The 19,991-nt window shown below is 45.9% G+C and carries 30 protein-coding genes and 3 pseudogenes; 2 read left to right on the forward strand and 31 right to left on the reverse strand.

Annotated elements, in window-relative coordinates; translation table 11 throughout:
• Positions 1-38 precede the first annotated feature (38 nt).
• Complete coding sequence (fusA, locus tag KOY49_RS02605; protein ID WP_232735886.1) at positions 39-2,129, reverse strand: elongation factor G; 2,091 nt, start codon at positions 2,127-2,129, stop codon at positions 39-41.
• 205 nt (positions 2,130-2,334) lie between these two features.
• Between fusA and KOY49_RS02610 the strand changes: the two genes are divergently transcribed.
• Positions 2,335-2,496, forward strand: coding sequence for a hypothetical protein (locus KOY49_RS02610; RefSeq protein WP_232735887.1), 162 nt, complete (start codon positions 2,335-2,337; stop codon positions 2,494-2,496).
• A 72-nt stretch (positions 2,497-2,568) separates the two neighbouring features.
• On the opposite strand, the gene KOY49_RS02615 is transcribed toward KOY49_RS02610, so the two are convergent.
• The 24 genes and pseudogenes from KOY49_RS02615 to KOY49_RS02725 form a co-directional block, all read right to left on the reverse strand.
• Positions 2,569-3,234: a trypsin-like peptidase domain-containing protein gene (locus KOY49_RS02615; RefSeq protein WP_232735888.1), complete on the reverse strand. Its 666-nt coding sequence runs from the start codon at positions 3,232-3,234 to the stop codon at positions 2,569-2,571.
• A 13-nt stretch (positions 3,235-3,247) separates the two neighbouring features.
• Positions 3,248-4,042, reverse strand: a complete 795-nt coding sequence (locus KOY49_RS02620) for a hypothetical protein (RefSeq protein WP_232735889.1) — start codon at positions 4,040-4,042, stop codon at positions 3,248-3,250.
• 221 nt (positions 4,043-4,263) lie between these two features.
• Entirely contained in the window at positions 4,264-4,716 is a 453-nt protein-coding gene (locus KOY49_RS02625; protein WP_232735890.1) for a hypothetical protein, read from the reverse strand.
• Positions 4,717-4,728: 12 nt separating this feature from the next.
• Positions 4,729-5,222 (reverse strand): annotated as a pseudogene (locus tag KOY49_RS02630) (YajQ family cyclic di-GMP-binding protein).
• Positions 5,223-5,301: 79 nt separating this feature from the next.
• Entirely contained in the window at positions 5,302-5,724 is a 423-nt protein-coding gene (gene rpsG, locus KOY49_RS02635) for a 30S ribosomal protein S7 (RefSeq protein ID WP_232735891.1), read from the reverse strand.
• Positions 5,725-5,786: 62 nt separating this feature from the next.
• Positions 5,787-6,200, reverse strand: a complete 414-nt coding sequence (gene rpsL / locus KOY49_RS02640; protein WP_129631024.1) for a 30S ribosomal protein S12 — start codon at positions 6,198-6,200, stop codon at positions 5,787-5,789.
• A 284-nt stretch (positions 6,201-6,484) separates the two neighbouring features.
• Positions 6,485-7,249 carry a hypothetical protein gene (locus KOY49_RS02645; protein ID WP_232735892.1) on the reverse strand — a complete coding sequence of 255 codons (765 nt, stop codon included), beginning with the start codon at positions 7,247-7,249 and terminating at the stop codon, positions 6,485-6,487.
• A 77-nt stretch (positions 7,250-7,326) separates the two neighbouring features.
• Positions 7,327-7,506: pseudogene (locus KOY49_RS05545) on the reverse strand (hypothetical protein); the annotation flags it as partial.
• A 47-nt stretch (positions 7,507-7,553) separates the two neighbouring features.
• Positions 7,554-7,976, reverse strand: coding sequence for a hypothetical protein (locus KOY49_RS02655; protein WP_269802114.1), 423 nt, complete (start codon positions 7,974-7,976; stop codon positions 7,554-7,556).
• Positions 7,891-8,151, reverse strand: coding sequence for a hypothetical protein (locus tag KOY49_RS04970; protein ID WP_269802115.1), 261 nt, complete (start codon positions 8,149-8,151; stop codon positions 7,891-7,893). The genes KOY49_RS02655 and KOY49_RS04970 overlap by 86 nt, the downstream gene beginning before the upstream one ends.
• Positions 8,152-8,195: 44 nt before the next feature.
• Positions 8,196-8,327, reverse strand: coding sequence for a hypothetical protein (locus KOY49_RS04975; protein ID WP_269802116.1), 132 nt, complete (start codon positions 8,325-8,327; stop codon positions 8,196-8,198).
• Between the two features lie 40 nt (positions 8,328-8,367).
• On the reverse strand, positions 8,368-8,619 hold the full coding sequence (locus tag KOY49_RS02670; protein ID WP_232735893.1) for a hypothetical protein: 252 nt from the start codon (positions 8,617-8,619) through the stop codon (positions 8,368-8,370).
• A gap of 159 nt (positions 8,620-8,778) precedes the next feature.
• Positions 8,779-10,353 (reverse strand): DNA-directed RNA polymerase subunit beta', encoded by a 1,575-nt coding sequence (locus tag KOY49_RS02675; protein ID WP_232735894.1) that lies wholly within the window; start codon positions 10,351-10,353, stop codon positions 8,779-8,781.
• Position 10,354: 1 nt separating this feature from the next.
• A pseudogene (locus tag KOY49_RS02685) lies at positions 10,355-11,542 on the reverse strand (DNA-directed RNA polymerase subunit beta); the annotation flags it as partial.
• A gap of 41 nt (positions 11,543-11,583) precedes the next feature.
• Positions 11,584-11,751, reverse strand: a complete 168-nt coding sequence (locus KOY49_RS05550; protein ID WP_446680073.1) for a hypothetical protein — start codon at positions 11,749-11,751, stop codon at positions 11,584-11,586.
• Positions 11,723-11,845 (reverse strand): hypothetical protein, encoded by a 123-nt coding sequence (locus tag KOY49_RS05425; RefSeq protein WP_376787509.1) that lies wholly within the window; start codon positions 11,843-11,845, stop codon positions 11,723-11,725. Before KOY49_RS05425 ends, KOY49_RS05550 begins: the two co-directional genes overlap by 29 nt.
• Positions 11,846-11,894: 49 nt before the next feature.
• On the reverse strand, positions 11,895-12,503 hold the full coding sequence (locus KOY49_RS02690) for an RNA polymerDNA-directed RNA polymerase subunit B (RefSeq protein WP_232735895.1): 609 nt from the start codon (positions 12,501-12,503) through the stop codon (positions 11,895-11,897).
• Between the two features lie 3 nt (positions 12,504-12,506).
• Complete coding sequence (locus tag KOY49_RS02695) at positions 12,507-13,454, reverse strand: DNA-directed RNA polymerase subunit beta (RefSeq protein WP_232735896.1); 948 nt, start codon at positions 13,452-13,454, stop codon at positions 12,507-12,509.
• 101 nt (positions 13,455-13,555) lie between these two features.
• On the reverse strand, positions 13,556-13,705 hold the full coding sequence (locus tag KOY49_RS02700; RefSeq protein ID WP_232735897.1) for a hypothetical protein: 150 nt from the start codon (positions 13,703-13,705) through the stop codon (positions 13,556-13,558).
• Between the two features lie 178 nt (positions 13,706-13,883).
• The gene (locus tag KOY49_RS02705) at positions 13,884-14,612 is read right to left on the reverse strand and encodes a hypothetical protein (protein ID WP_232735898.1); all 729 of its coding nucleotides are present in this window, start codon (positions 14,610-14,612) and stop codon (positions 13,884-13,886) included.
• Positions 14,605-15,312: a dTMP kinase gene (gene tmk, locus KOY49_RS02710; RefSeq protein ID WP_232735899.1), complete on the reverse strand. Its 708-nt coding sequence runs from the start codon at positions 15,310-15,312 to the stop codon at positions 14,605-14,607. The genes KOY49_RS02705 and tmk overlap by 8 nt, the downstream gene beginning before the upstream one ends.
• Positions 15,267-15,473 carry a hypothetical protein gene (locus KOY49_RS02715; RefSeq protein ID WP_232735900.1) on the reverse strand — a complete coding sequence of 69 codons (207 nt, stop codon included), beginning with the start codon at positions 15,471-15,473 and terminating at the stop codon, positions 15,267-15,269. The genes tmk and KOY49_RS02715 overlap by 46 nt, the downstream gene beginning before the upstream one ends.
• 237 nt (positions 15,474-15,710) lie before the next feature.
• Positions 15,711-15,884, reverse strand: a complete 174-nt coding sequence (locus KOY49_RS02720; RefSeq protein ID WP_232735901.1) for a hypothetical protein — start codon at positions 15,882-15,884, stop codon at positions 15,711-15,713.
• 38 nt (positions 15,885-15,922) lie between these two features.
• Positions 15,923-16,432, reverse strand: a complete 510-nt coding sequence (locus tag KOY49_RS02725) for a dCTP deaminase (RefSeq protein WP_232735902.1) — start codon at positions 16,430-16,432, stop codon at positions 15,923-15,925.
• Positions 16,433-16,536: 104 nt separating this feature from the next.
• Here KOY49_RS02725 and KOY49_RS02730 point away from each other — a divergent pair, with 104 nt between their 5' ends.
• A complete protein-coding gene (locus KOY49_RS02730) occupies positions 16,537-17,040 on the forward strand; it encodes a dihydrofolate reductase (RefSeq protein WP_232735903.1) in 504 nt (167 codons plus the stop codon).
• A gap of 5 nt (positions 17,041-17,045) precedes the next feature.
• Here the strand turns inward: KOY49_RS02730 and KOY49_RS02735 are convergent, their stop codons facing one another.
• The 6 genes from KOY49_RS02735 to KOY49_RS02755 all read right to left on the reverse strand — a co-directional run bounded on the left by KOY49_RS02735 (position 17,046) and on the right by KOY49_RS02755 (position 19,974).
• The gene (locus tag KOY49_RS02735) at positions 17,046-17,984 is read right to left on the reverse strand and encodes a thymidylate synthase (protein WP_232735904.1); all 939 of its coding nucleotides are present in this window, start codon (positions 17,982-17,984) and stop codon (positions 17,046-17,048) included.
• 91 nt (positions 17,985-18,075) lie between these two features.
• A complete protein-coding gene (locus KOY49_RS02740) occupies positions 18,076-18,669 on the reverse strand; it encodes an ATP-dependent Clp protease proteolytic subunit (RefSeq protein WP_129635252.1) in 594 nt (197 codons plus the stop codon).
• A 7-nt stretch (positions 18,670-18,676) separates the two neighbouring features.
• Positions 18,677-19,357, reverse strand: a complete 681-nt coding sequence (locus KOY49_RS02745; RefSeq protein WP_232735905.1) for a trigger factor — start codon at positions 19,355-19,357, stop codon at positions 18,677-18,679.
• Complete coding sequence (locus KOY49_RS02750; RefSeq protein WP_232735906.1) at positions 19,347-19,469, reverse strand: FKBP-type peptidyl-prolyl cis-trans isomerase; 123 nt, start codon at positions 19,467-19,469, stop codon at positions 19,347-19,349. Before KOY49_RS02750 ends, KOY49_RS02745 begins: the two co-directional genes overlap by 11 nt.
• Positions 19,470-19,661 carry a trigger factor gene (locus KOY49_RS04980; RefSeq protein WP_269802117.1) on the reverse strand — a complete coding sequence of 64 codons (192 nt, stop codon included), beginning with the start codon at positions 19,659-19,661 and terminating at the stop codon, positions 19,470-19,472.
• Entirely contained in the window at positions 19,645-19,974 is a 330-nt protein-coding gene (locus KOY49_RS02755; RefSeq protein WP_269802118.1) for a trigger factor family protein, read from the reverse strand. The genes KOY49_RS04980 and KOY49_RS02755 overlap by 17 nt, the downstream gene beginning before the upstream one ends.
• Positions 19,975-19,991: the final 17 nt, after the last annotated feature.

The following is a 19,991-nucleotide window of genomic DNA, read 5'->3' on the forward strand; positions in this document are numbered from 1 at the left end:
CCCCGGATTCGCTCCGAGGATTTTTTATGAGGTAGAGATTATTTATTTCGCTTTTCGATAATCTCTTGCGCAACGTTTGGTGGAACTTCCTCGTATTGAGCTAATTCCATCGTTGAAGCGGCGCGACCCTGAGACATTGAGCGAATGTCCGATGTGTAGCCGAACATATTTGCTAATGGCACAAACGCCTTAATCAACTTAGCGCCACCCATCAAGTCTTCCATAGCGTCGATACGTCCGCGACGTGAGTTAAGGTCGCCGATGATGTCACCCATGAAGTCTTCTGGTGTAGTAACTTCAACCTTCATAACTGGCTCAAGCAAGATTGGGTTAGCCTGCTTAATACCTTCACGAGCAGCTATCGAACCTGCCAATGAGAACGCCAATTCTGAGGAGTCGACATCGTGGTATGAACCATCGTAAAGTGTAGCCTTAACGTCAACAACTGGATAGCCAGCAATAACACCGCCTTCCAATGTTTCGCGAATACCCTTCATTACGGCTGGGCGATATTCCTGAGGAACCACACCACCCTTAATTTCATCAACGAATTCAAAGCCTTTACCAGTCTCATTTGGCTCAAAGCGAACCCAAACGTCACCATATTGACCGCGACCACCAGACTGCTTAGCGTGCTTACCTTGAACTTCAGAGCGACCCTTGATGCTTTCGCGGAAGGCAACCTGAGGCTCACCAATGTTGGCTTCAACCTTAAATTCGCGCTTCATACGGTCAATAAGAATATCTAGTTGCAATTCACCCATTCCTGACATAATCGTCTGACCTGTTTCTTCGTCTGTATGAATTCGGAAAGTTGGGTCTTCTTCAGCCAAGCGCTGCAATGCCAACGCCATTTTTTCCTGGTCAGCCTTTGACTTTGGCTCAACCGCGATTGATACAGGTGGCTCTGGGAATTCAATTGATTCAAGAGCAATTGGATGCGCCACGTCAGACAACGTGTTACCAGTTGCAGTAGATTTCAGACCAACCACAGCGGCGATGTCACCAGCTTCAACCTTGCTAATTTCTTCACGCTTGTCAGCAAACATACGAACGATTCGTCCAATTCGCTCTTTCTCGCCAGTTGTCGTGTTAAGTACGTAGCTTCCTGAGTTCAAAACACCAGAATAGACACGAACGAAGATCAATTTACCAACAAATGGGTCGGCAGCAATCTTAAACGCCAAAGCAGACAAAGGCTCCTTGTCTGATGGCTTGCGGCTAACTTCGTCGCCAGTCTTTGGATTCTTACCCCAAATTTCATCAACGTCTAGAGGGCTTGGCAAGAAGTCAACCATCAAGTCAAGCAACTTCTCAACGATCACACCGCGACCGTCACCACCAGTAACTAGGTAAAAGTCACCAGCCAAAACGCGCTTACGTAGAGCCATCTTTAGCTCGTCAACGGTAATAGCTTCTTCGCCCTGCTCCAAGAACTTCATAGTAAGTTCGTCGTCAGCTTCAACGGCGTTTTCAACCAACAGAGAACGTGCGTTCTTAGCTTTTTCAAGCATATCAGCTGGAATTTCACCAACCTTAAGCTCGTGGTCTGTGTAGTCGTCGTAGGTGTAAGCCTTCATGTCAATCAAGTCGACAACACCGTTGATAGTCTTCTCAAAACCAATTGGCAAGTGAACTGGGAAAGCCTGCTTACTCAAGCGGTTGTGAATTGACTCTAGAGATTTATAGAAGTCACCACCAGTCTGGTTGATCTTGTTAACGAAACAAATACGTGGCACGCCGTACTTATTAGCCTGGCGCCAAACAGTTTCAGACTGAGCCTCAACACCCATCTTACCGTCAAAGACTGTAACTGCACCGTCAAGCACGCGCAAACTACGCTCAACCTCAGCGGTAAAGTCAATGTGCCCTGGGGTGTCGATGATGTTAATCTTGTGATCTTTCCAGAAACAAGTCACAGCAGCTGACGTAATAGTAATACCACGCTCTTTCTCCTGTGCCATCCAGTCGGTGGTAGCACCGTCACCTTCACCACGAACCACACCGATCTTATGTGTCAAACCAGTGCGGTACAAAATACCCTCAGTTGTCGTCGTTTTACCGGCGTCAATATGGGCAATAATACCAATATTTCTAAAATTCTTTAGCGGAACATGCGTCTCTGCCATAAATTTTCCTTTATATTACGTTAATTTGCCGAGATTTTTGGTCAATTTTTTGGCACCAAAAAACTACTCTTGCGTTTTATTATATCAGTTATCTATGTTTTTGACTAGCTCTGAGCCGGAGGATTTTTAGACTCGTTGTCGTTCGGAGCTGGCGCTGCAGACGGATAGTTAACCGGAGGCTGTTGCATAGGCGGCTGCGCGTACGTTGGCGGATATTGACCAGGTTGCTGCGGATAGTAATTTTGTTGCGGATATTGTTGTTGCGGCGGAACTGGCTGCTGATACAGTTGCTGCGGATACTGAGGATGCTGCGGAAATTGTCCAGCGACAGGATATGGATAAGCATTCATCTTACGGCGATTACTGACAGAAACGACAATTGCAATAATTGACACTGTTAAGAACAATGCTCCCGTTGAAAGAATCACCACAACCACGATTATAACTGTAGTGTTATTTTCTGATTCGCTCGTTCCAGCTTCTCGCTAGACGCCTCGCTTTCCGTAGAGTCATCTGGAGTATTGGATGAAACTTCGATCATCTTCGCCACCAAATAATTGTCGGGATATTTTTTATCCAATTGCTCAAATTTAGCTTTTGCCTGAGAATATTTACCTTGAGAAAAACTCTCCAAGCCATCTTTCCAGAGCTTAGTCAATTCGCCATTCGCCGATAACGCAACATTATTTTTCTTCGCCATAGTTTTCAGATCGGCGATATCACGGAATATTCCCTCTCCAAAGCAAGAATTGTTATGTTCTCTCCTATTCGCACAGGACGAGCCGCCGTAAGTGTTTAGTCCAATTTGCTTACCATCATCATCAAACGCTGGACCGCCACTGTTACCCGCCGCAATTTGCGCACTCATTGAAAACAGCTTATGACCACCCGCGTCACTGCCCGAACCAGAAACATCTCCCTGAGTAACGGTTGGCACAGTCTTACTCTTCTTCGTATTTACGCCGTCGTCGACAATCGCTGGATAACCAATCGCCGTCACCCGATCACCTCTAGAAATCCTAGAACTATCACCCAATTCCACCGCTGGAAATCGCCCTTCGACCTTCAGAATCGCCACATCACTTTTGTCGCTATTCAGATCCATGCCATGACCCTCTTCAAATCAACTTCCGCGTCAATTTTCTTGGCTGGAATATTAGTCTTCGTCTTTTTCCACTAAGATTACCCCAACCATCGTCTATCGCGCGCAATAGGTTCACTTGAGGTCTGAATGACATAATCGTATCGATCATTTTGCGAACGTATATTATCGGCAGGAACTTGATTGATAAGACCGAGAATTGCCGCTGGCGCACTCTGATCGCCGCCATCAGCCTTATTTGCCAAATCACCAAGAGCGTCTCGCAAGTCACATAGCCCGCATCTACCACAAACTTTATATATTTATTCATGTTCTCTTGAGTGTTGAGACCCATGATCATACTTTGGTTCGAAACTTCAGTCACATGTCCATTTGTAGCGATGTAGCCGTCGTCAGAAACAATCGATCCACTACCAATTCCGCCCGTACACAAACCATTCAGCTGCATACTCGCACCATTCTGCGCCGTATAAATCATATCAGCACAACGATATGTTCCCACGCGGACCGTAGCAATTTGATTCCTTGCCACCACTTTAATAACAGAATCTTCGTCCAGTTCATCCAAAGTATTTGTAGTGTCTTTATCTTCTGAGAAATTTTCCGCCTTAGTTTCGGTCTTAGCTATCGAAGCGGAAGCCACTTGCGCCTCATTATTGCCATCAGCCCTAACCAAGTAGCTACTGTCTGGATTCTGGAAAGTAACCTTAGCAACCAGCGCCTCCAGCTGATCAATATACGGCTGCGTGTACGAATTCTTGCTCAATGCAAAAATCGTCATCCAGTACGGCCTACCGTTCTGAATCGTCAAATAAGTTATTTTTTCACCAGTTTTCTGCCACTTGCCGTCAATAGTACTTCCGTAATCAACGACCAGCTTCTTAAACTTACGTCCAGAAATCGTCGCATCGCTGGTGTGATATTTTAAGTTAGGATTATCCTTCTTTCTGCTTGTTAATATCGCCCTGAAGCATTAAATCCAAATCTGAATATTTCTTCGTGTCCTTGTATTCCTCGGGCATCGTTGAACGATCAAAATAAAGCCTTTTTGCGCGAAGTTATGATTGAGAAGTCTGGCATAATCTTCCTAAACGAGAACTTCTCTTCTTCCTCTTCGGCTTTTTCTGAGCCTTTTCTGAAATTCAATCGCAAAATCGCATAAGCACGGCTTTCTTTCAGCTCATCATCAGCATACGTGGTGGCGCTATACTGCTTTTCATTAGAGTCTTTATTTAAGACGTGACCTTCGCCAGTAAAAATACTCTTGTCGTATCGAATTGAATAGCCATATTTGGAAACGACTTTTTGCAAATTCTTAGCATCTTCTTCGGCAAAAATCTTCTGGATCTTCTTTTTTGCGGTTTTACTAACTCCGGAAGAGCGGTTATTATTAACGACAATCAGCCCAACTATAACAGAGATCAAGAAAACTACACCCAGAACTATGGCTACAATTTTTAATTTCTTCATTGACTTCTGATTCATACTGCTCCAATCCTAACGATAATTTACAAATTGCAAAGGTGTGTCATAATCACTTTCCCGCAATAAACTAATAACTTTTTGCAGTTCATCCTTCGACGCAGAAGTAACACGAACGAGGTCGCCCTGAATTTGCGGCTTAGCTTTCGGCGCATTAGCGCGAATATCAGCGGCAATCTGCTTCGCCGTCGGCTGATCAAGACCTTGCTTAAACGGAATTTCCCAAGTCGTCTTCAAGTTCGAAACAACTTTCTCTTTGATAAATCCAGAACTTTGCTTGATTGACCACGCCCCGCCAATTTCTTACGCACGATATCCAGAACAGCATCAACTTGCCAATCATTGTCGCCGGTAATTTTCAAACCCTTTTTATCATCCAGCCAATCAATTGCCGCGCTCGTCCCCTTAAAATCATAACGCCCTTGGATTTCTTTTTCAGCCTGCATGAAAACATTATTCATCTCAGCCTTGTCAATTTCTGACACAATATCAAACGAAAAACTCGCCATCTTCCCTCCTAATTTTTTCTATTATACCAAAAAATCGCCCCGTTTAGAGCGATTTTCTGATTTTACTTTCAGGCAATAATTAGCCGCGAGCAAAGTGCGCAAAGGCGCGGTTAGCTTCAGCCATCTTGTGAGTGTCTTCCTTCTTCTTGAAGGCAGCACCAGCTTCATTGTAAGCGTCAACAATTTCCAACGCCAAACGCTGTGAATATGGCATTCCACTACGAGCGCGAGCTGCTTGAACTAGCCAACTAAACGCATAGTGCAATTGTCGATGTCCCTGAACTGGGAATGGAATCTGGTAGTTAGCACCACCAACGCGGCGAGATTTAACCTCGAAGCTTGGGCTAACGTTCTTCAATGCTTTTTCAAACACTGCCAATGGATCTTCAGAATCCAATTTCTTAGCAGCAGTTTCTAGGGCTGTGTAAACAGCCCGCTCAGCCGCCAATTTCTTACCGTCGAGCATTGACTTGTTGATCAAACGCCAGAACCAGAAACGCACTGGTATCGGCGATCAGGCTGAAATTCACGCTGCAACCTCTTAGTAATCTTTACGAGGCATGATTACTTATCCCCCTTCTTGGTACCGTACTTAGAGCGACCCTTCTTACGGTTGTTAACACCCTGAAGGTCAAGCGCACCACGTACGATGTGATAACGCACACCTGGAAGGTCAGGCACACGACCACCGCGGATCAAGACCACAGCGTGCTCCTGCAAGTTGTGACCTTCACCACCGATGTACGCCCAAACTTCATAGCCGTTGTTCAATTTAACACGAGCAACTTTACGCAAAGCTGAGTTTGGTTTCTTTGGCGTCTTAGTCGTCACACGCACACAAACACCACGCTTAAGCGGTGCATTCTGGTCGTAATAACGTGTTTTTAGGGCGTTATGAATACGACCTAGTGCTGGCGACTTGGACTTTTTCTTAGCCGTTTGGCGCGGTTTGCGCACCAATTGGTTGATTGTTGGCATCCAATTTCTCCTTGGTTGATTAACTAATTATGGCAATTTGCCTATACGGTTTGGATTCAGCAACTCCTCTCCGTGTCTATACCCCTTACCGCCGAGATTCAGCAACTCCGTACACATGTCAAAACACCGCGCACGCCGAAAAAAGGAAACTCTGAAAACAATCAAACCACCGCGCACTCCGAAAAGAGGAAACTCTAAAAAATATTATAACACAGATGTCACTAAAATTTAATAGAAAACCGCCCCGGAATTGAGGCGGTTTCTGTAGTTGCGAAGCCTACTTATTAAGCGACGAATTCTTCTTCAGCGAACTCGTCTTCGCTCGGCGTTTCGAATTCTTCATCTTCTTCGACAGCGCCAGTTCCTACTGGAATCTTGCGGCCGATGATGACGTTTTCCTTCAAACCGTGCAAGTGGTCGGCTCGACCAGATACAGCAGCGTTAATCAAGACGCGAGTAGTATCCTGGAAGGATGCAGCTGATAGCCATGAGTCGCTCCAGATTGACACCTTCGTGATACCGAGTAGCAATTGTGTGTAGCTAATCAAGTTCTTACCTTCAGCAGCCAATTGCTTATTCGCATTGACCACAGCGGCCTTAGAAACGATGTCGCCAGTCACGAATTCGCTATCACCAGCATCTTCGATTTGCACGCGACTAAACATTTGGCGAACAATAATCTCCAAGTGCTTGTCAGCCACGTCCTGACCCTGAGCAGCGTAAATTCGCAGAACTTCGTTGATGATGTAGCGCTGAGTTGCCTCAACACCCTTAAGTCGCATCAAATCGTGCAAGTTCAATGATCCAGCCGTCAATCGATCACCAGCTTCAACAACATCGTTTGCCTTAACGACCAACTGCATATTGCCTGGGATTTCATAACGAGTTGGCGAAGCAGCCTCTGCCGCGATCACCAAAGTATCCTCAGCCGACTCAATCACACCGTCAAATGGCGCGATCAAAGGTCGAGTGTCGCTCTCGCCAGTTGCCAAGACATCGCCAGCCTTAACGCTTGAGCCAGCCTTAACCACAACAGTTCGACCCTCCAATGGCAATCGCTCAACCTTGCCAGATTCTGGTGTAATTTGAACGATGTACTTCTTGCCATCTTCCCAAACGTCAACCAAACCAGCAACTTCCGTAATGAACGCTTGACCACCCCAAGTGTGCGCGCTTCAAACAATTCTTCAACACGAAGCAAACCTTGGGTAATGTCACCACCAACAACACCAGAGTTATGGAAGGTACGAAGCGTCAACTGAGTACCCGGCTCACCAACTGACTGGTGAGCGGCGATAACACCAACTGGCTGATGATTGCCAACCAATTTACCAGTCGACATATCAAGTACCATCAACTTCGCTGCGGAATACCATTAAGGTTGTTTGTTGACAATACGGACTGAATCTTAACGCTTTCAATGCTTTCGTCGTCGTCAATTGAATCTGCGATTTCACGCGTGATCAATTCGTTCTTATTGACGTGACCTGGAATTGTTTCAGCAGCATAACGACCAGCCAAACGGTTCGAGAAGTCAATCATCGTCTCTTCGGTTTCTGATCGGTAGATTGCGTAACCTTCATCATCGCCATCAGTGTCTTCAACGGTAAAGACATCTTGTGCAACGTCTACCAAACGACGAGTCAAGTAACCCGAGTCGGCAGTCTTAAGAGCCGTGTCAATAAGACCCTTACGTGCACCACGAGGTTGCGATAAAGGCTTCAAGGCTAGACAAACCGCCCGTGTAAGAGCTGCGGATTGCAAGCTCAATCTCATGGTTGGTTGCGTCCATCTGAATACCAATCATCGCGCTCGCCAACTTCACGTTGGAAATATCACCACGAGCACCAGAGTTGACCATCATAGAAATACTGGTGTCCATGTGAGCCAATTGGTCTTTCAGGAATGCCGTAATCTTATTGTCAACGTTTCGCCATGCGCTAACCGTCAAGTTGTATCGCTCTTCCCCCAGTAATCAAACATTGGTCGAATTGCTCAGAAATCAAAAGCCCACATAGCATCACCTTCAGCCACAAACACAGAAATTTCCTCCGAGAAGTGGACGTAATCGGTCATACCAGTCGACACAGCCGCAACCGTAGCAAAGCAGAAAGCTTGACCCTTCATACGGTCTGCAATCTTAGCGGTTTCCTCGGCGCCATACTTGTTAAAGATCTGCCGCCAACACCTTCTTAAGCTGCTTCTTAGTCTGGACGTTGTTATCGTATGGGAAATCTTCAGGCAGAATCTCATTGAAGAAGACACGACCCAAAGTTGTTTCACGCATTTCACCCTTCGCAAAGATACGAATTGGGGTTTGCAAGTGAATTACGCCATTGTCGTAAGCCATTTCTGCTTCGTAAACAGAGCTGTAAGTTTTAACCTTATCAGTCTGAGCTTGCGGCTTGTCGTAAGTCAAGTAATAGCTACCAAGCTACGAGACCCCGCGAAATGGCGCCACCACTGGCGGTCACCATCGGCAAGGCTATCAACAAGTCTGGCAGTTGCGCTCATCAATTCACGAGCGTTCAGCCAGAGCCGCTTTGCGCACAGCCGTGCACAGTGAACACCCACCTGGTCACCCTCGACAGCTCGATTGACGGTTAAATCCAGCACAAACTAGCGGGTGCAATTGAATAGCTTTTCCTTCAACCAAAACTGGCTGGAAGGCTTGAATTGACAAACGGTGCAAACTTGGTGCGCGGTTAAGCAACACGTACTTGCCTTCAATTGCTGAATCAAGCGCATCCCAAACTACTGCTTCACCAGCTTCGATTAGACGTGAAGCCGAGCGAATATTGTGCGCAAATTCGTTCTTAATCAACCAGCTAATCACGAACGGCTTGAACAATTCCAGCGCCATTTGTTTTGGCAAACCACATTGGTTAATCTTCAATTTTGGACCAACCACGATAACCGAGCGACCAGAATAGTCAACACGCTTACCAAGAAGGTTCTGGCGGAAGCGACCTTGCTTACCCTTTAGCATATCACTCAAGCTCTTCAAGCTGCGGCGACCACCAGTCGAGCTAACTGCGCGACCGCGAGATGCTGAATTGTCAATCAAAGCGTCAACAGCTTCCTGAAGCATGCGCTTTTCATTGCGCTGAATAACTTCTGGCGCGTTAAGCTCAATCAACTTCTTCAAGCGGTTGTTTCGGTTGATAATTCGGCGATACAAATCGTTCAAGTCAGATGTCGCAAATCGGCCACCAGACAACGCCACCATTGGACGAAGATCCGGAGGAATAACTGGCAGAACGGTCATACATAGGCTTGACGGCTTAATGCCAGCAGATTCCATACTTTCAAGCATCTTCAAACGCTTTAGCAACTTCTTCTGTCGCTGACCTTTTGCAGTTTCAGCTTCCTCTGTCAATTCAGCAATAAGCTTTGGCAACTCAATCTTGTCCAAAAGTTCCTTGACCGCGCTAGCACCCATGCCAACTTCGATCAATTCGTCATATTCTTCTGGCAAGTTGCGATATTCGCTCTCTGAGATCAAAGCGCCGAAATTCAAGCTCTCCAATTGAGACTTCTTACCAACGTAAGATTCTTCCAATTCCTCGACTTCACGGCTCTGCTCTTTAGCTAGTTGCTTAACGTCAGCGCCATCTTCTTCAGCCATTTTTTCGTAACGGATTTTGATAGCCTTACGAGCCAAATCAGTTTCCGCTTCCAAATCTGCCAAATATTGATCACGAGTTGCTTCGTCAACGTTCAAGATAACGTAAGTTGCAAAGTAAACGATTTTCTCAATATTGCGAACCGTCATGCCGAGCAACTGGCTCATTGCGCTTGGAGTGCCGCGCATAAACCAAATGTGCGCTACAGGCACTGCCAATTGAATGTGGCCCATTCGCTCACGACGAACGATTGACTTAGTGACCAATTCACCATTCTTATCGACAGCAGCTTCGCGTGATCGAACACCCTTAAGCTTTGAGTCGTGTGGATTAATATCCTTAACTGGACCAAAGATTCGCTCACAGAACAATCCGTCGCGTTCTGGCTTTTGTGTGCGATAGTTAATTGTTTCTGGCTTCAAAACTTCGCCGTAGCTCCATTTCAGAATGTCTTCTGGGCTAGCTACCGCCAAACGAACCGCGTCAAAATCGCTGATGCCCGTTGCGTTAAATGCAGAATTTGCCATCTTACGCGTCCTCCTTTATTTCTTCTACTTCATCAATATCTTGCACGCTCATGCCATCGTCAATTTCACCGATGTCATCTGATTCGTCCAAGTATGTTTCTTCTTCCTCATCATCAGCGGCAACGGTTTTGTCTTCTGGGCCACTTGAAGCGATAACATGCTCAGCGTCAACTGTTGCCTCGTCATCAACCAAGTCAACTCGAAGACCCAAACCTTGAAGCTCCTTAACCAACACGTTGAAGGACTCTGGAAGTTTTGGACCGACAATCGGCTCATCCTTAATGATTGACTCGTAAGCCTTTGCGCGACCGTAAACGTCGTCGGACTTAATTGTCAACATTTCCTGCAAGGTTGCAGCAGCACCGTAAGCTTCCAATGCCCAAACCTCCATTTCACCGAAGCGCTGACCACCGTTTTGTGCTTTACCACCAAGCGGCTGCTGAGTAACCATCGTGTATGGACCAGTTGAGCGGGCGTGAATCTTGTCAGAAACCATGTGGTGCAACTTAATCATGTGCATCACACCAACTGTTGTTCGCTCCTCAAATGGTTCACCGGTGCGACCGTCAAACAATTGACTCTTACCGTCACGCGCCAAACCAGCTTTTTCTAGCTCATCAGAGATCTTCTCACTTGGAACACCGTTAAATGACGGAGTTGCTACACGGTAACCCAATGCTCGTGCCGCCATACCAAGGTGAGTTTCAAAAATCTGACCAAGGTTCATGCGGCTTGGCACACCAAGTGGGTTCAAAACTACGTCAACCGGCGTACCGTCCTCTAGGAATGGCATATCTTCAACAGGAAGAACTTTCGCCACAACACCCTTGTTACCGAAGCGTCCAGCCATCTTATCACCAACGCCAATCTTTCGTAATTGCGCAACAAAGATCTGAATTTGCATCAAAACGCCAGCCTTCAATTCGTGACCATTTTCACGACTAAAGATCTTAACGCCAACAACTTTACCGCCGCCCGCATTGTTCATTCGCTGTGATGTATCGCGAACATCCTTAGCTTTTTCACCGAAGATTGCGCGAAGCAAACGCTCCTCAGAGCTCAATTCCTGCTCGCCCTTTGGTGTAATCTTACCAACCAAAACATCGCCAGCCTTTAACCTCGGAACCAATTTGAACAATTCCGTCCTCGTCCAAGTGACGCAAACTTTCCTCGGAAACGTTTGGAATATCGCGCGTCACAATCTCTGGACCAAGCTTCGTCTCACGAACCTCATACGGTGTAATCTTTAATGTTAATACTTGTCAATCGATCATCTTCAACCAAACGACGACTCATAATAATCGCGTCTTCCATGTTGTAGCCACCCCATGGCATAAAGGCAACCAGAAGGTTTTTACCTAGAGCAATTTCAACAGCCAGCAATTGAGGCGCCTTCAATCAGAATGTCGCCCTTCTTCACCTTGTCGCCACGCTCAACGCGAACTTTTTGGTTATAACAACGATCGTCATTATTCTTCACGAAATGCTTCAATGCGTAAATCTTTACGCCGTCAGCATATTTAACATGAACTTCGTCGGCATCAGCGCGAACAACTTCGCCGTCCGCGCTCAGCCTGAATCAAGTGACCACTATTCTCAGCCACAGCCTTCTCAATTCCAGTACCAACAGTTGCGGATTCTGGACACAATAGAGGAACAGCCTGACGTTGCATGTTTGAACCAGTCAAAGCACGGTCAACGCGAGTCTTTTCAATAAACGGAACAAACGCCGCAGTCGAACCTAGAATCTGACGGTGAGCTGCATCCATGAATGTAACTTGACTAGCATCAACCTGTGATGGCTGCATGTTACTGCGAGCATTAACGCGCTCATCGCGGAAAGTTCCGTCTTCGTTAAGAGCCTCACCAGCGTCAGCGATAACCTCACCGATTTCCTGTGAAGCATCCAAGTAAACAAGTTCATCAGTCACTTTGCCGTCTTTCACGCGAAGATATGGAGTCTCAATAAATCCGTATTCGTTAACACGTGCGTAAGCCGCCAAGTTAAACACCAAACCAATATTCGCACCTTCTGGCGTTTCCACTGAACAGATACGACCATAGTGAGTTGGGTGGGCATCGCGAACCTCAAATCCAGCGCGCTCACGAGTCAAACCGCCAGGACCAGTCGAGCTCAAGTCAAAGCTCATGGCTCAACCCTGACAATGGGTTAACCTCGTCAAGCAACTGCGACACAACTGACTTGAAGTAAAGAATTCACGAACAGCCGCAACAATTGGACGAGCATTAATCAATTGACTTGGGCTAACACTTTCCAAATCAGCCACGCTCATGCGATCCATCGCATTGCGTTGCATTCGGAGCATACCAACGCGGAATTGTCGGGCAATCAATTCACCAACCAAGCGAACTCGGCGGTTGCTCAATGCGTCAATGTCGTCAGCTGGCTCTTGCGTATTGTTCAAGCGAATAACTTCACGCAAAATCGCCACCAAATCGCTCATCTGCAACGTACGATTTTCAGCCGTATTAGCAACATCCAGACCCAAGCGTTGGTTCAATTTATAACGACCAACCCGCGAATAATCGAACCGCTTGAAGTCAAAGAACATTCGCTCAATCATCTGACGAGCATTATCAACTGTCGCCAAATCACCTGGACGCAATCGACGATAAACCTCAATCAACGCCTCGTTTGCACCACGAGAAGTATCCTTGTCCAAAGTTTCGTCAATGTATTTTACATCGCCAGTATCAATATCAGCGAACAATTCCTTAATTTCGCTAGTCTTTGGATAGCCCAAAGCGCGCAACAAAGTCGTTGCTGGCATCTTGCGGCGGCGGTCAATCTTTACGTAAATCGCGCCATTAGAAGCCGTCTCGAATTCCATCCAAGCTCCACGTCCTGGAATGATTTTCGCGCCGTAGTAATTACGTCCCGCTACTGTTTCAGCAGTGAAGAAAACACCAGCAGAACGAATCAACTGGCTAACAACCACGCGCTCCGTACCGTTGATAATGAATGTACCGCGCTCGGTCATCCATGGATATTCACCGAGGTAAATCTCCTGCTCTTCAACCACGCCGGTTGTTTTATTTGTCAATTCAACCGTTGCGTGCAATGGAGCCTCAAATGTCAAGTTGCTTTCTTTGGCAAATTGGTCAGTGTTTTTTGGCTCGCCAAAATAGTATTTGCCGAACCCTTAATGACAACTTCTGACCAGTATAGTCGTCAATTGGATTAATTTCTGAAAAATATCTCACCCAAACCTTCTTCGACGAACCAGCGCCAAGAATCTTTTTGGTGAGCGATTAAGTTTGGTAGCGGCAGGGCATTATCACCAGAGGTGAAATAGACGCGCTCGCTACTTGTGGTTGGTTTTTTTGCCACAGGCGTAAACACTCCTCGCTTTAATTAGTGGTTAATAGACGGCCGTGAAGATCTCTAATTCATAGCCCAAAATCACGATTTGCCACTCGCAATTTTCACCCGCCATGAATACACTACTTCTATAACTACTCATTATGACGAAAAGTGTCAATAAAATCAAGGGGTTTGCATAACTATCCTAAGCGGCATTCGGCAATTCTTCCTCAATAGATCCCATACGAACAGGAACTGGATTGCCGAGCGGACCTCTTAGATTACCCAGCAAGGAGAGGGCGGCACCCCCCAATCCCGCAAGCACGCGAGCAGTCTGAGGAACATCAAACTCCACATCATGCCGAACGTAAAACCCAGGCACTCCGCCTACATCACCGAACGACCCTTCCTCTCCACCATGCTTTTCATAAGTACAAGGATTAATACTCCTAACAACATCAGGAAATCTCTCATTAGCATTAGGAGAGGCGTAAGCGCAAAGCTTAGTGACGCTGCTTCCCATGGATTGACCAAAGTCCTTTCGTGCCTGACCTACCATGCTCCGGAGATAGTCTGACCAAGCCTCCTCAGCATCAGCACTCGCGCCAAAAATCTCCATATACATAGGCCTACCTGCTTGGCTATCACCATATTGCGGAGCAGTTCTACCCTTTTTAGTGGTTACTATCGCAGCAGCCAGTAAACCGCCTCTACCAAGCCTTTTTACTACATAAATTCCAGAATCCCGCCTACGCACCTCACGCCGTAAATTGTCTGGGCTATTTATATCACAAACGGCACGTGTTAAGTCGGGATTTGTCTGCCCTTCGCCTATAAGATTCCCCGCTCTTAACCATATATCACGGATAGACTCCGCACATTCATCATCAATTTCATCCGGCATCAGTCTGCCTATTAGTAGCTTTTCAGACATCAATTCCTCCATCCTCCTTAATATTATCAATCAACATATCATGAACTTCGTCAATCGTCCCGTCAGCAGAAATTACCGGAATTCCGTATGCCTTGGCAATCTCCAAATATCCATCGTCGACTTTTTTCTGAAAATCTTGCCCACGCGACTCAAAAGTGTCGGGATTTTTCAGCTCGCCACGCATAGAAATTCGCTCTTCCCGCTTTTCACGGCTTAAACTCAAAATAACCATAACGTCTGGCTTCAAGTATTTTTCATCGGTGAACAATTCTGTCAATCGCAGAATCTCCGACTCGTCATATCCTTCGCCTCGCCCCTGATAAACCAGCGTTGAAATATAATTCCTCGCGCTCAAAACAACTTCCCCACGCTCCAACGCTGGCTGAATTTTTTCTCGCCATAATTCACGCCGAGCCGCAGAAAATAGCGCCACATTCACCGCCGCAGAACGCGCCAGATCGCCATTTTTAATCACTTTTCGAAGTTCATTTGCTATCGGAGTTGATTTTTCCGGATCGTCACTTCCCGGCTCTTCAATCACGCAAACCGTTCGCCCAATTAATCGAAAATATTCCGCCAATTTTGCGACCTGCGTCGACTTTCCTGTCCCGTCATTACCTTCGATAACTATATATTTTCCCGCGTCGCCCATCATCACCTCGTAATCACAATGTGCGGCTTCTGTAGAAATATCAGCCATTTTTTCGTTTTGCCATCAATTTTTATCAAGTGAGTATGCTGATGTATCATCGACCTGGTTTTGCTGCCTTGAGCTCGAGCGTAAATTGAATAGCCACTAGATTCAAACCTAGCAACCTGATTCATATAGTCAATTTTTTCCTCGTCGCTCAAATTTGCCAATGAGTCCACGTGCCGTTTCGGTATCACCATCAAATGGTCATCCACGCCGCAGCCATCCCAAAAATCATAGCCAAATCGATTCTTAATAATCAGACAATAAGCAAAGTCTACTAACGACCTGACCAGTATGATGTTTTACCAATTGACAAAAAACGCAACCGTCAGATTTAAGACTTTTCCTATGATCCATATATTCTTTTTCTTTCGTCCGCCAACGAAAAATTGAACCAGCCATCATCACAAAATCCCCTCGCCAAGTCCCGAAATTTCCATCGGTTTATGCCGACGATCCTTAAACGCCCGCGGCAACATCATTTCAGGACGCCAAGTTTTTATCAATTCATCCAAATCGTCAGTGTGCTGATATTTGCCGCTCATTCCGCCGCGCCCACTAGCATATTCCGCCGTCAACCTGACCAGTGTGATGAAAAATCAATTGCCCAATTCTCTCACCGACAGGCAAAACCACACTTCTCATGCTTATTCAAATTGTAAATCTCAAGCGTAATCCGATTGATATATCCCGGATCAACCCAGCCAGCATCAAAACACACCGCCACGCCGTTTCGCCCCCAAGAGCTACGACTTTTCACCTCAGCCGCGCCGCCATGCGTCCGAATTCCAACAAATTCGTGCGTATGCGCCAAAATTCGCTCACCAGGCTTCAAAACGATAATCGGATGATCTGGCGGAATATTCTTAAATTCCCGAAAACCGTGCCGCTCGCACCATTCGGCGTGCGGAATCGCCTTAAGTGGACCCTTGAAGTATCGATTGACATCAGACTCGTCAAACGGATTATAAACTCGCGAAATATCATCATATTCCTGCTTATAAAAATTAAAGCCTAGCGTAAAATCTAAGCTGGCTTCCGATACGTTTTTTGGGTTGAACGGCGTACAGACAATTGTCCCGTCTTCAATCGCCGCTAATATATCTTTATTTGAGTACACGCTCACTAAACACCTCCCATTGCGTGATTTTTCTACCAAATCTTATTATGGCAAGTTTACGCATTCCTATCAAGCTTTTAGTAAATTTTACAGCATGTTAAACTGAAATTATGGAAAAAGCCATTATTGTAGCTTACGATAAAAACCGCGCCATCGGACAAAATGGCGATATGCCGTGGGGGCGAAGTTTGCCGGCCGACTTGGTGAATTTTAAGCGTTTGACGAGAAATAGCAATGTCATTATGGGCAGAAAAACGTTTGAGTCAATTGGCTCGCGACCGCTTCCAGACAGAGAAAATATTGTCATTTCATCCAAGCCAACTGGCGTCAAAAAAGTTCTTACGGCTATGAATTTACGAAGCGCCCTGGCTTTGTCGCGATATCCGACTTTTATTATTGGCGGCTCACAAGTTTATAAAGACGCGCTAGATATTCCAGAAATTGACACTATTTACGCCACAGAGATTGACGCCGAATTCCCCGACGCTGACACTTTTTTCCCAGAAATAGATATGAACGTTTGGGAAGAGGTTGACCGTGTCTACCACCCAGCAGATGAAGCCAATGCCTACGCTTTTGACTTTGTGATCTACCGGCGAAAACCCGCGGCATGACAGTTTTACACAGCAATCGGCGCTTTTATCGCTGGATGACACTCATAATTCTCCAGGCGGATATCATCAATCGTGAAATCGTCAATATTCTTGATGTCTGGATTGAGCCACAGCTTCGGTAGCGGCAGCGGACGGCGCGATAATTGCTCGTCAACTTGCGCGCGGTGATTATTGTAAATATGTGCACTATTTAAGGTGTGAATAAACTCGCCGGGTTGCTTGTCGGTAACTTGAGCGACAATCGACAAAAGCAGCGCATAGCTGGCAATGTTAAACGGCACCCCAAGGAACATATCCGCCGAGCGCTGAGTCAGCGCCAAATCCAGCTTGTCCTTCTCGCCGTTCTTGCCAGGTCTTACGTTAAATTGAAACATCGTATGACACGGAGGCAGCCCGCCAGCTTGAACGATGTCATCAATTTCCGCCACATTCCACGCGCTCACGATATTCCGACGCGACTCTGGATTCGTCTTTATCATGTCAATGGCGTTCTGAATCTGGTCAATAGTTCCACCCTTCCCGTCCGGCCATTTTCGCCATTGAACACCATAAACAGGACCCAAATTTCCCCATTCTTCAGCAAACGCGTGATCGTTCGCAATCTTATCAATAAATTCCTTCATTCCAGCGCGCCACTCGTCGCCGTTAATTTCCGGTATTTTCTGACCAGTTTTTTCTAGGTAATTTTTATATGGCCACTCATCCCAGATATGAACGCCGTTTTGCGCCAAATATTCAATATTGCCCGTACCCTTAAGAAACCATAAAAGCTCATGAGCGACGCTTTTGAAATATAACTTCTTCGTGGTCATAGCCGGAAATCCGTCCGCCAAATTATATCGCGTCTGAATACCAAAAACTTCCGTCGTCCCCGTTCCCGTACGATCACCTTTTTGCACACCGTTATCACGAACGTATTTCAATGCGTCTAAATATTGCCTCATAAGCCCTCCTTGCCTTATCTAAATTATGACAATATCCTCCAAAAACCACAAGCAGAATCACTAGTAGTTTTAACAACAAACACGCAATTTTTTACGACAATTTAGTCAAGACTTTATCAATCAGTCCGTACTTTACGGCTTCATCCGGCGTCATCCAATAATCACGCTCCATATCGGACTTAACCTTAGCCAACTTCTGACCGGTGTTTTTCGCCATAATCTTCGCTAGCATCTCCTTAACTTCCAAAGTTTCCTTCATGTCAATTTCCATGTCGGTCACTTTTCCGTGCGTTCCAGAAGACGGCTGATGAATCATCACCTTAGCATGCGGCAAGCAAAACCTCTTGCCCTTAGCGCCAGAGCTGAGCAAAAACGCCCCCATGCTTGCCTGCAAACCAATTCCATACGTCGCCACATCGGGCTTAATAAAATTCATCGTGTCGTAAATTGCCATACCGTCATAAACGCTGCCGCCTGGACTATTGATATATAGCGATATATCAGCTTGCGGGTCAACGTATGCCAAATGCAATAATTGCGCCACTACGCTGTTCGCGGTATGTTCGTTAACGTCTTCGCCAAGGAAAATAATCCTCTCATTCAACAATCTCGAATAGATATCAAAAGCACGCTCGCCGTCAGCCGATTTTTCAACGACAGTTGGAATGAGATATGATTTTGGCATATTTACCCTATTTCTTCGTGTTTAATTCAACCAATTTAGCAACGGTCTTATCTGTAATCATTCGGTTGGCAATGTCGCGGTGAACGTTTGGATTGTCAAATTGCTCTAGCATTTTCTTATCTTTACCGTATTGTTGCTTAAAGAAATTAATCTGTTCTTGAATCTCGTCGCGAGAAGCGTCAATCTTCAATTCCTTCGACAATTCCGCCAATACCAGACCAGCCTTAACGCGCTTTTCAGCCGCTGGACGAGCTTCTTTCTTCACCCACTCTTCTTTATCCTTGAAGCCCTGAGTCTTCAAATAGCTGTCCAAACTCAGTCCGCTATACATCAAATTCTGAGTCAAATCACGCTCGATTGATCGCAATTGATCCTCAACCAAAAGTTCTGGCAGCGCGGCTTTACTTTTTTCCGTCAATTCACCAACCAACGCGTCCTTAAATTTCTCGTCAGCTTCACGCTCTTTTTGTGCGGTAAGTTCACGCTTGATGTCCGCTTTTACTTCTTTCATCTCTGTAAATGGACCACATTTTGCAGCAAATTCATCATTTAGTTCTGGCAATTTCAATTCATTAACCTTGTGAAGTTTCACGGTAAACACAACGTCTTGACCTGCCAAATTCTCAGCGTGATAATCCTCTGGGAATTTCAATTTCAAATCGAACTCTTCACCAGCCTTACTGACCAATCACACCTTCTTCAAAACCAGGAATGAATTGACCTTCACCAAGCTTCAAGCCATATTCCTTAGCCGAACCGCCGTCAAACGCCACGCCGTCTTTCCTTTCCCGTAAAGTCAATCACAGCCTCGTCGCCGAGATCTTAGCGGCACGCTTGACCTCTGATTTTTCGGAATAGTTTTTACGGATTCGCTCAACAACATAATCGACATCTTTATCCTCGACCTTGGCTACTTCTTTTTTCGCTGTCAATTTTTTATAATCGCCCAATTTTACTGGCGGAATAACCTCAACTTCAGCCGTAAACTCCAACCCCAGAACCAGGAACAAACTTCTTAACCTCAACACTAGGTCGATCCAAAGCTTGCAATTTCTCCTGCAAAAACGCCTCAGCTACTGCCTTTGACAAAGCATTCTCCAAAATCTGCTCCTGAAAAGCATTAGGATCAACGTGCTTAGCGGCGGCTATAGTTGCGGGAACTTTTCCTTTGCGGAAACCTGGAACTTTGATGTCGCGCGCCAACTTTGTCAAAGAAACCTGCTCTGCGTCAGCTAATTCGCTAGCACCCAAAGAAATCGTCAATTGAACTTTAGTATCTGATAGTTTTTTTACAGTAGTCTTCATAAAGACTAATTATAACA

The organism is Candidatus Minimicrobia vallesae (assembly GCF_018866205.1).
GTDB lineage: Bacteria > Patescibacteriota > Saccharimonadia > Saccharimonadales > Saccharimonadaceae > Nanosynbacter > Nanosynbacter vallesae.

Excerpts from the sequence above, each read along its gene's own strand:
- fusA (WP_232735886.1), bottom strand. The coding sequence starts at position 2,129 with ATGGCAGAGACGCATGTTCCGCTAAAGAATTTTAGAAATATTGGTATT.
- KOY49_RS02615 (WP_232735888.1), bottom strand. The coding sequence starts at position 3,234 with ATGGATCTGAATAGCGACAAAAGTGATGTGGCGATTCTGAAGGTCGAA.
- KOY49_RS02625 (WP_232735890.1), bottom strand. The coding sequence starts at position 4,716 with ATGAATCAGAAGTCAATGAAGAAATTAAAAATTGTAGCCATAGTTCTG.
- rpsL (WP_129631024.1), bottom strand. The coding sequence starts at position 6,200 with ATGCCAACAATCAACCAATTGGTGCGCAAACCGCGCCAAACGGCTAAG.
- KOY49_RS02655 (WP_269802114.1), bottom strand. The coding sequence starts at position 7,976 with ATGAGATTGAGCTTGCAATCCGCAGCTCTTACACGGGCGGTTTGTCTA.
- KOY49_RS04975 (WP_269802116.1), bottom strand. The coding sequence starts at position 8,327 with ATGAAGGGTCAAGCTTTCTGCTTTGCTACGGTTGCGGCTGTGTCGACT.
- KOY49_RS02675 (WP_232735894.1), bottom strand. The coding sequence starts at position 10,353 with ATGGCAAATTCTGCATTTAACGCAACGGGCATCAGCGATTTTGACGCG.
- KOY49_RS02690 (WP_232735895.1), bottom strand. The coding sequence starts at position 12,503 with ATGAGCTTTGACTTGAGCTCGACTGGTCCTGGCGGTTTGACTCGTGAG.
- KOY49_RS02705 (WP_232735898.1), bottom strand. The coding sequence starts at position 14,612 with ATGTCTGAAAAGCTACTAATAGGCAGACTGATGCCGGATGAAATTGAT.
- tmk (WP_232735899.1), bottom strand. The coding sequence starts at position 15,312 with ATGGCTGATATTTCTACAGAAGCCGCACATTGTGATTACGAGGTGATG.
- KOY49_RS02730 (WP_232735903.1), top strand. The coding sequence starts at position 16,537 with ATGGAAAAAGCCATTATTGTAGCTTACGATAAAAACCGCGCCATCGGA.
- KOY49_RS02735 (WP_232735904.1), bottom strand. The coding sequence starts at position 17,984 with ATGAGGCAATATTTAGACGCATTGAAATACGTTCGTGATAACGGTGTG.
- KOY49_RS02740 (WP_129635252.1), bottom strand. The coding sequence starts at position 18,669 with ATGCCAAAATCATATCTCATTCCAACTGTCGTTGAAAAATCGGCTGAC.
- KOY49_RS02755 (WP_269802118.1), bottom strand. The coding sequence starts at position 19,974 with ATGAAGACTACTGTAAAAAAACTATCAGATACTAAAGTTCAATTGACG.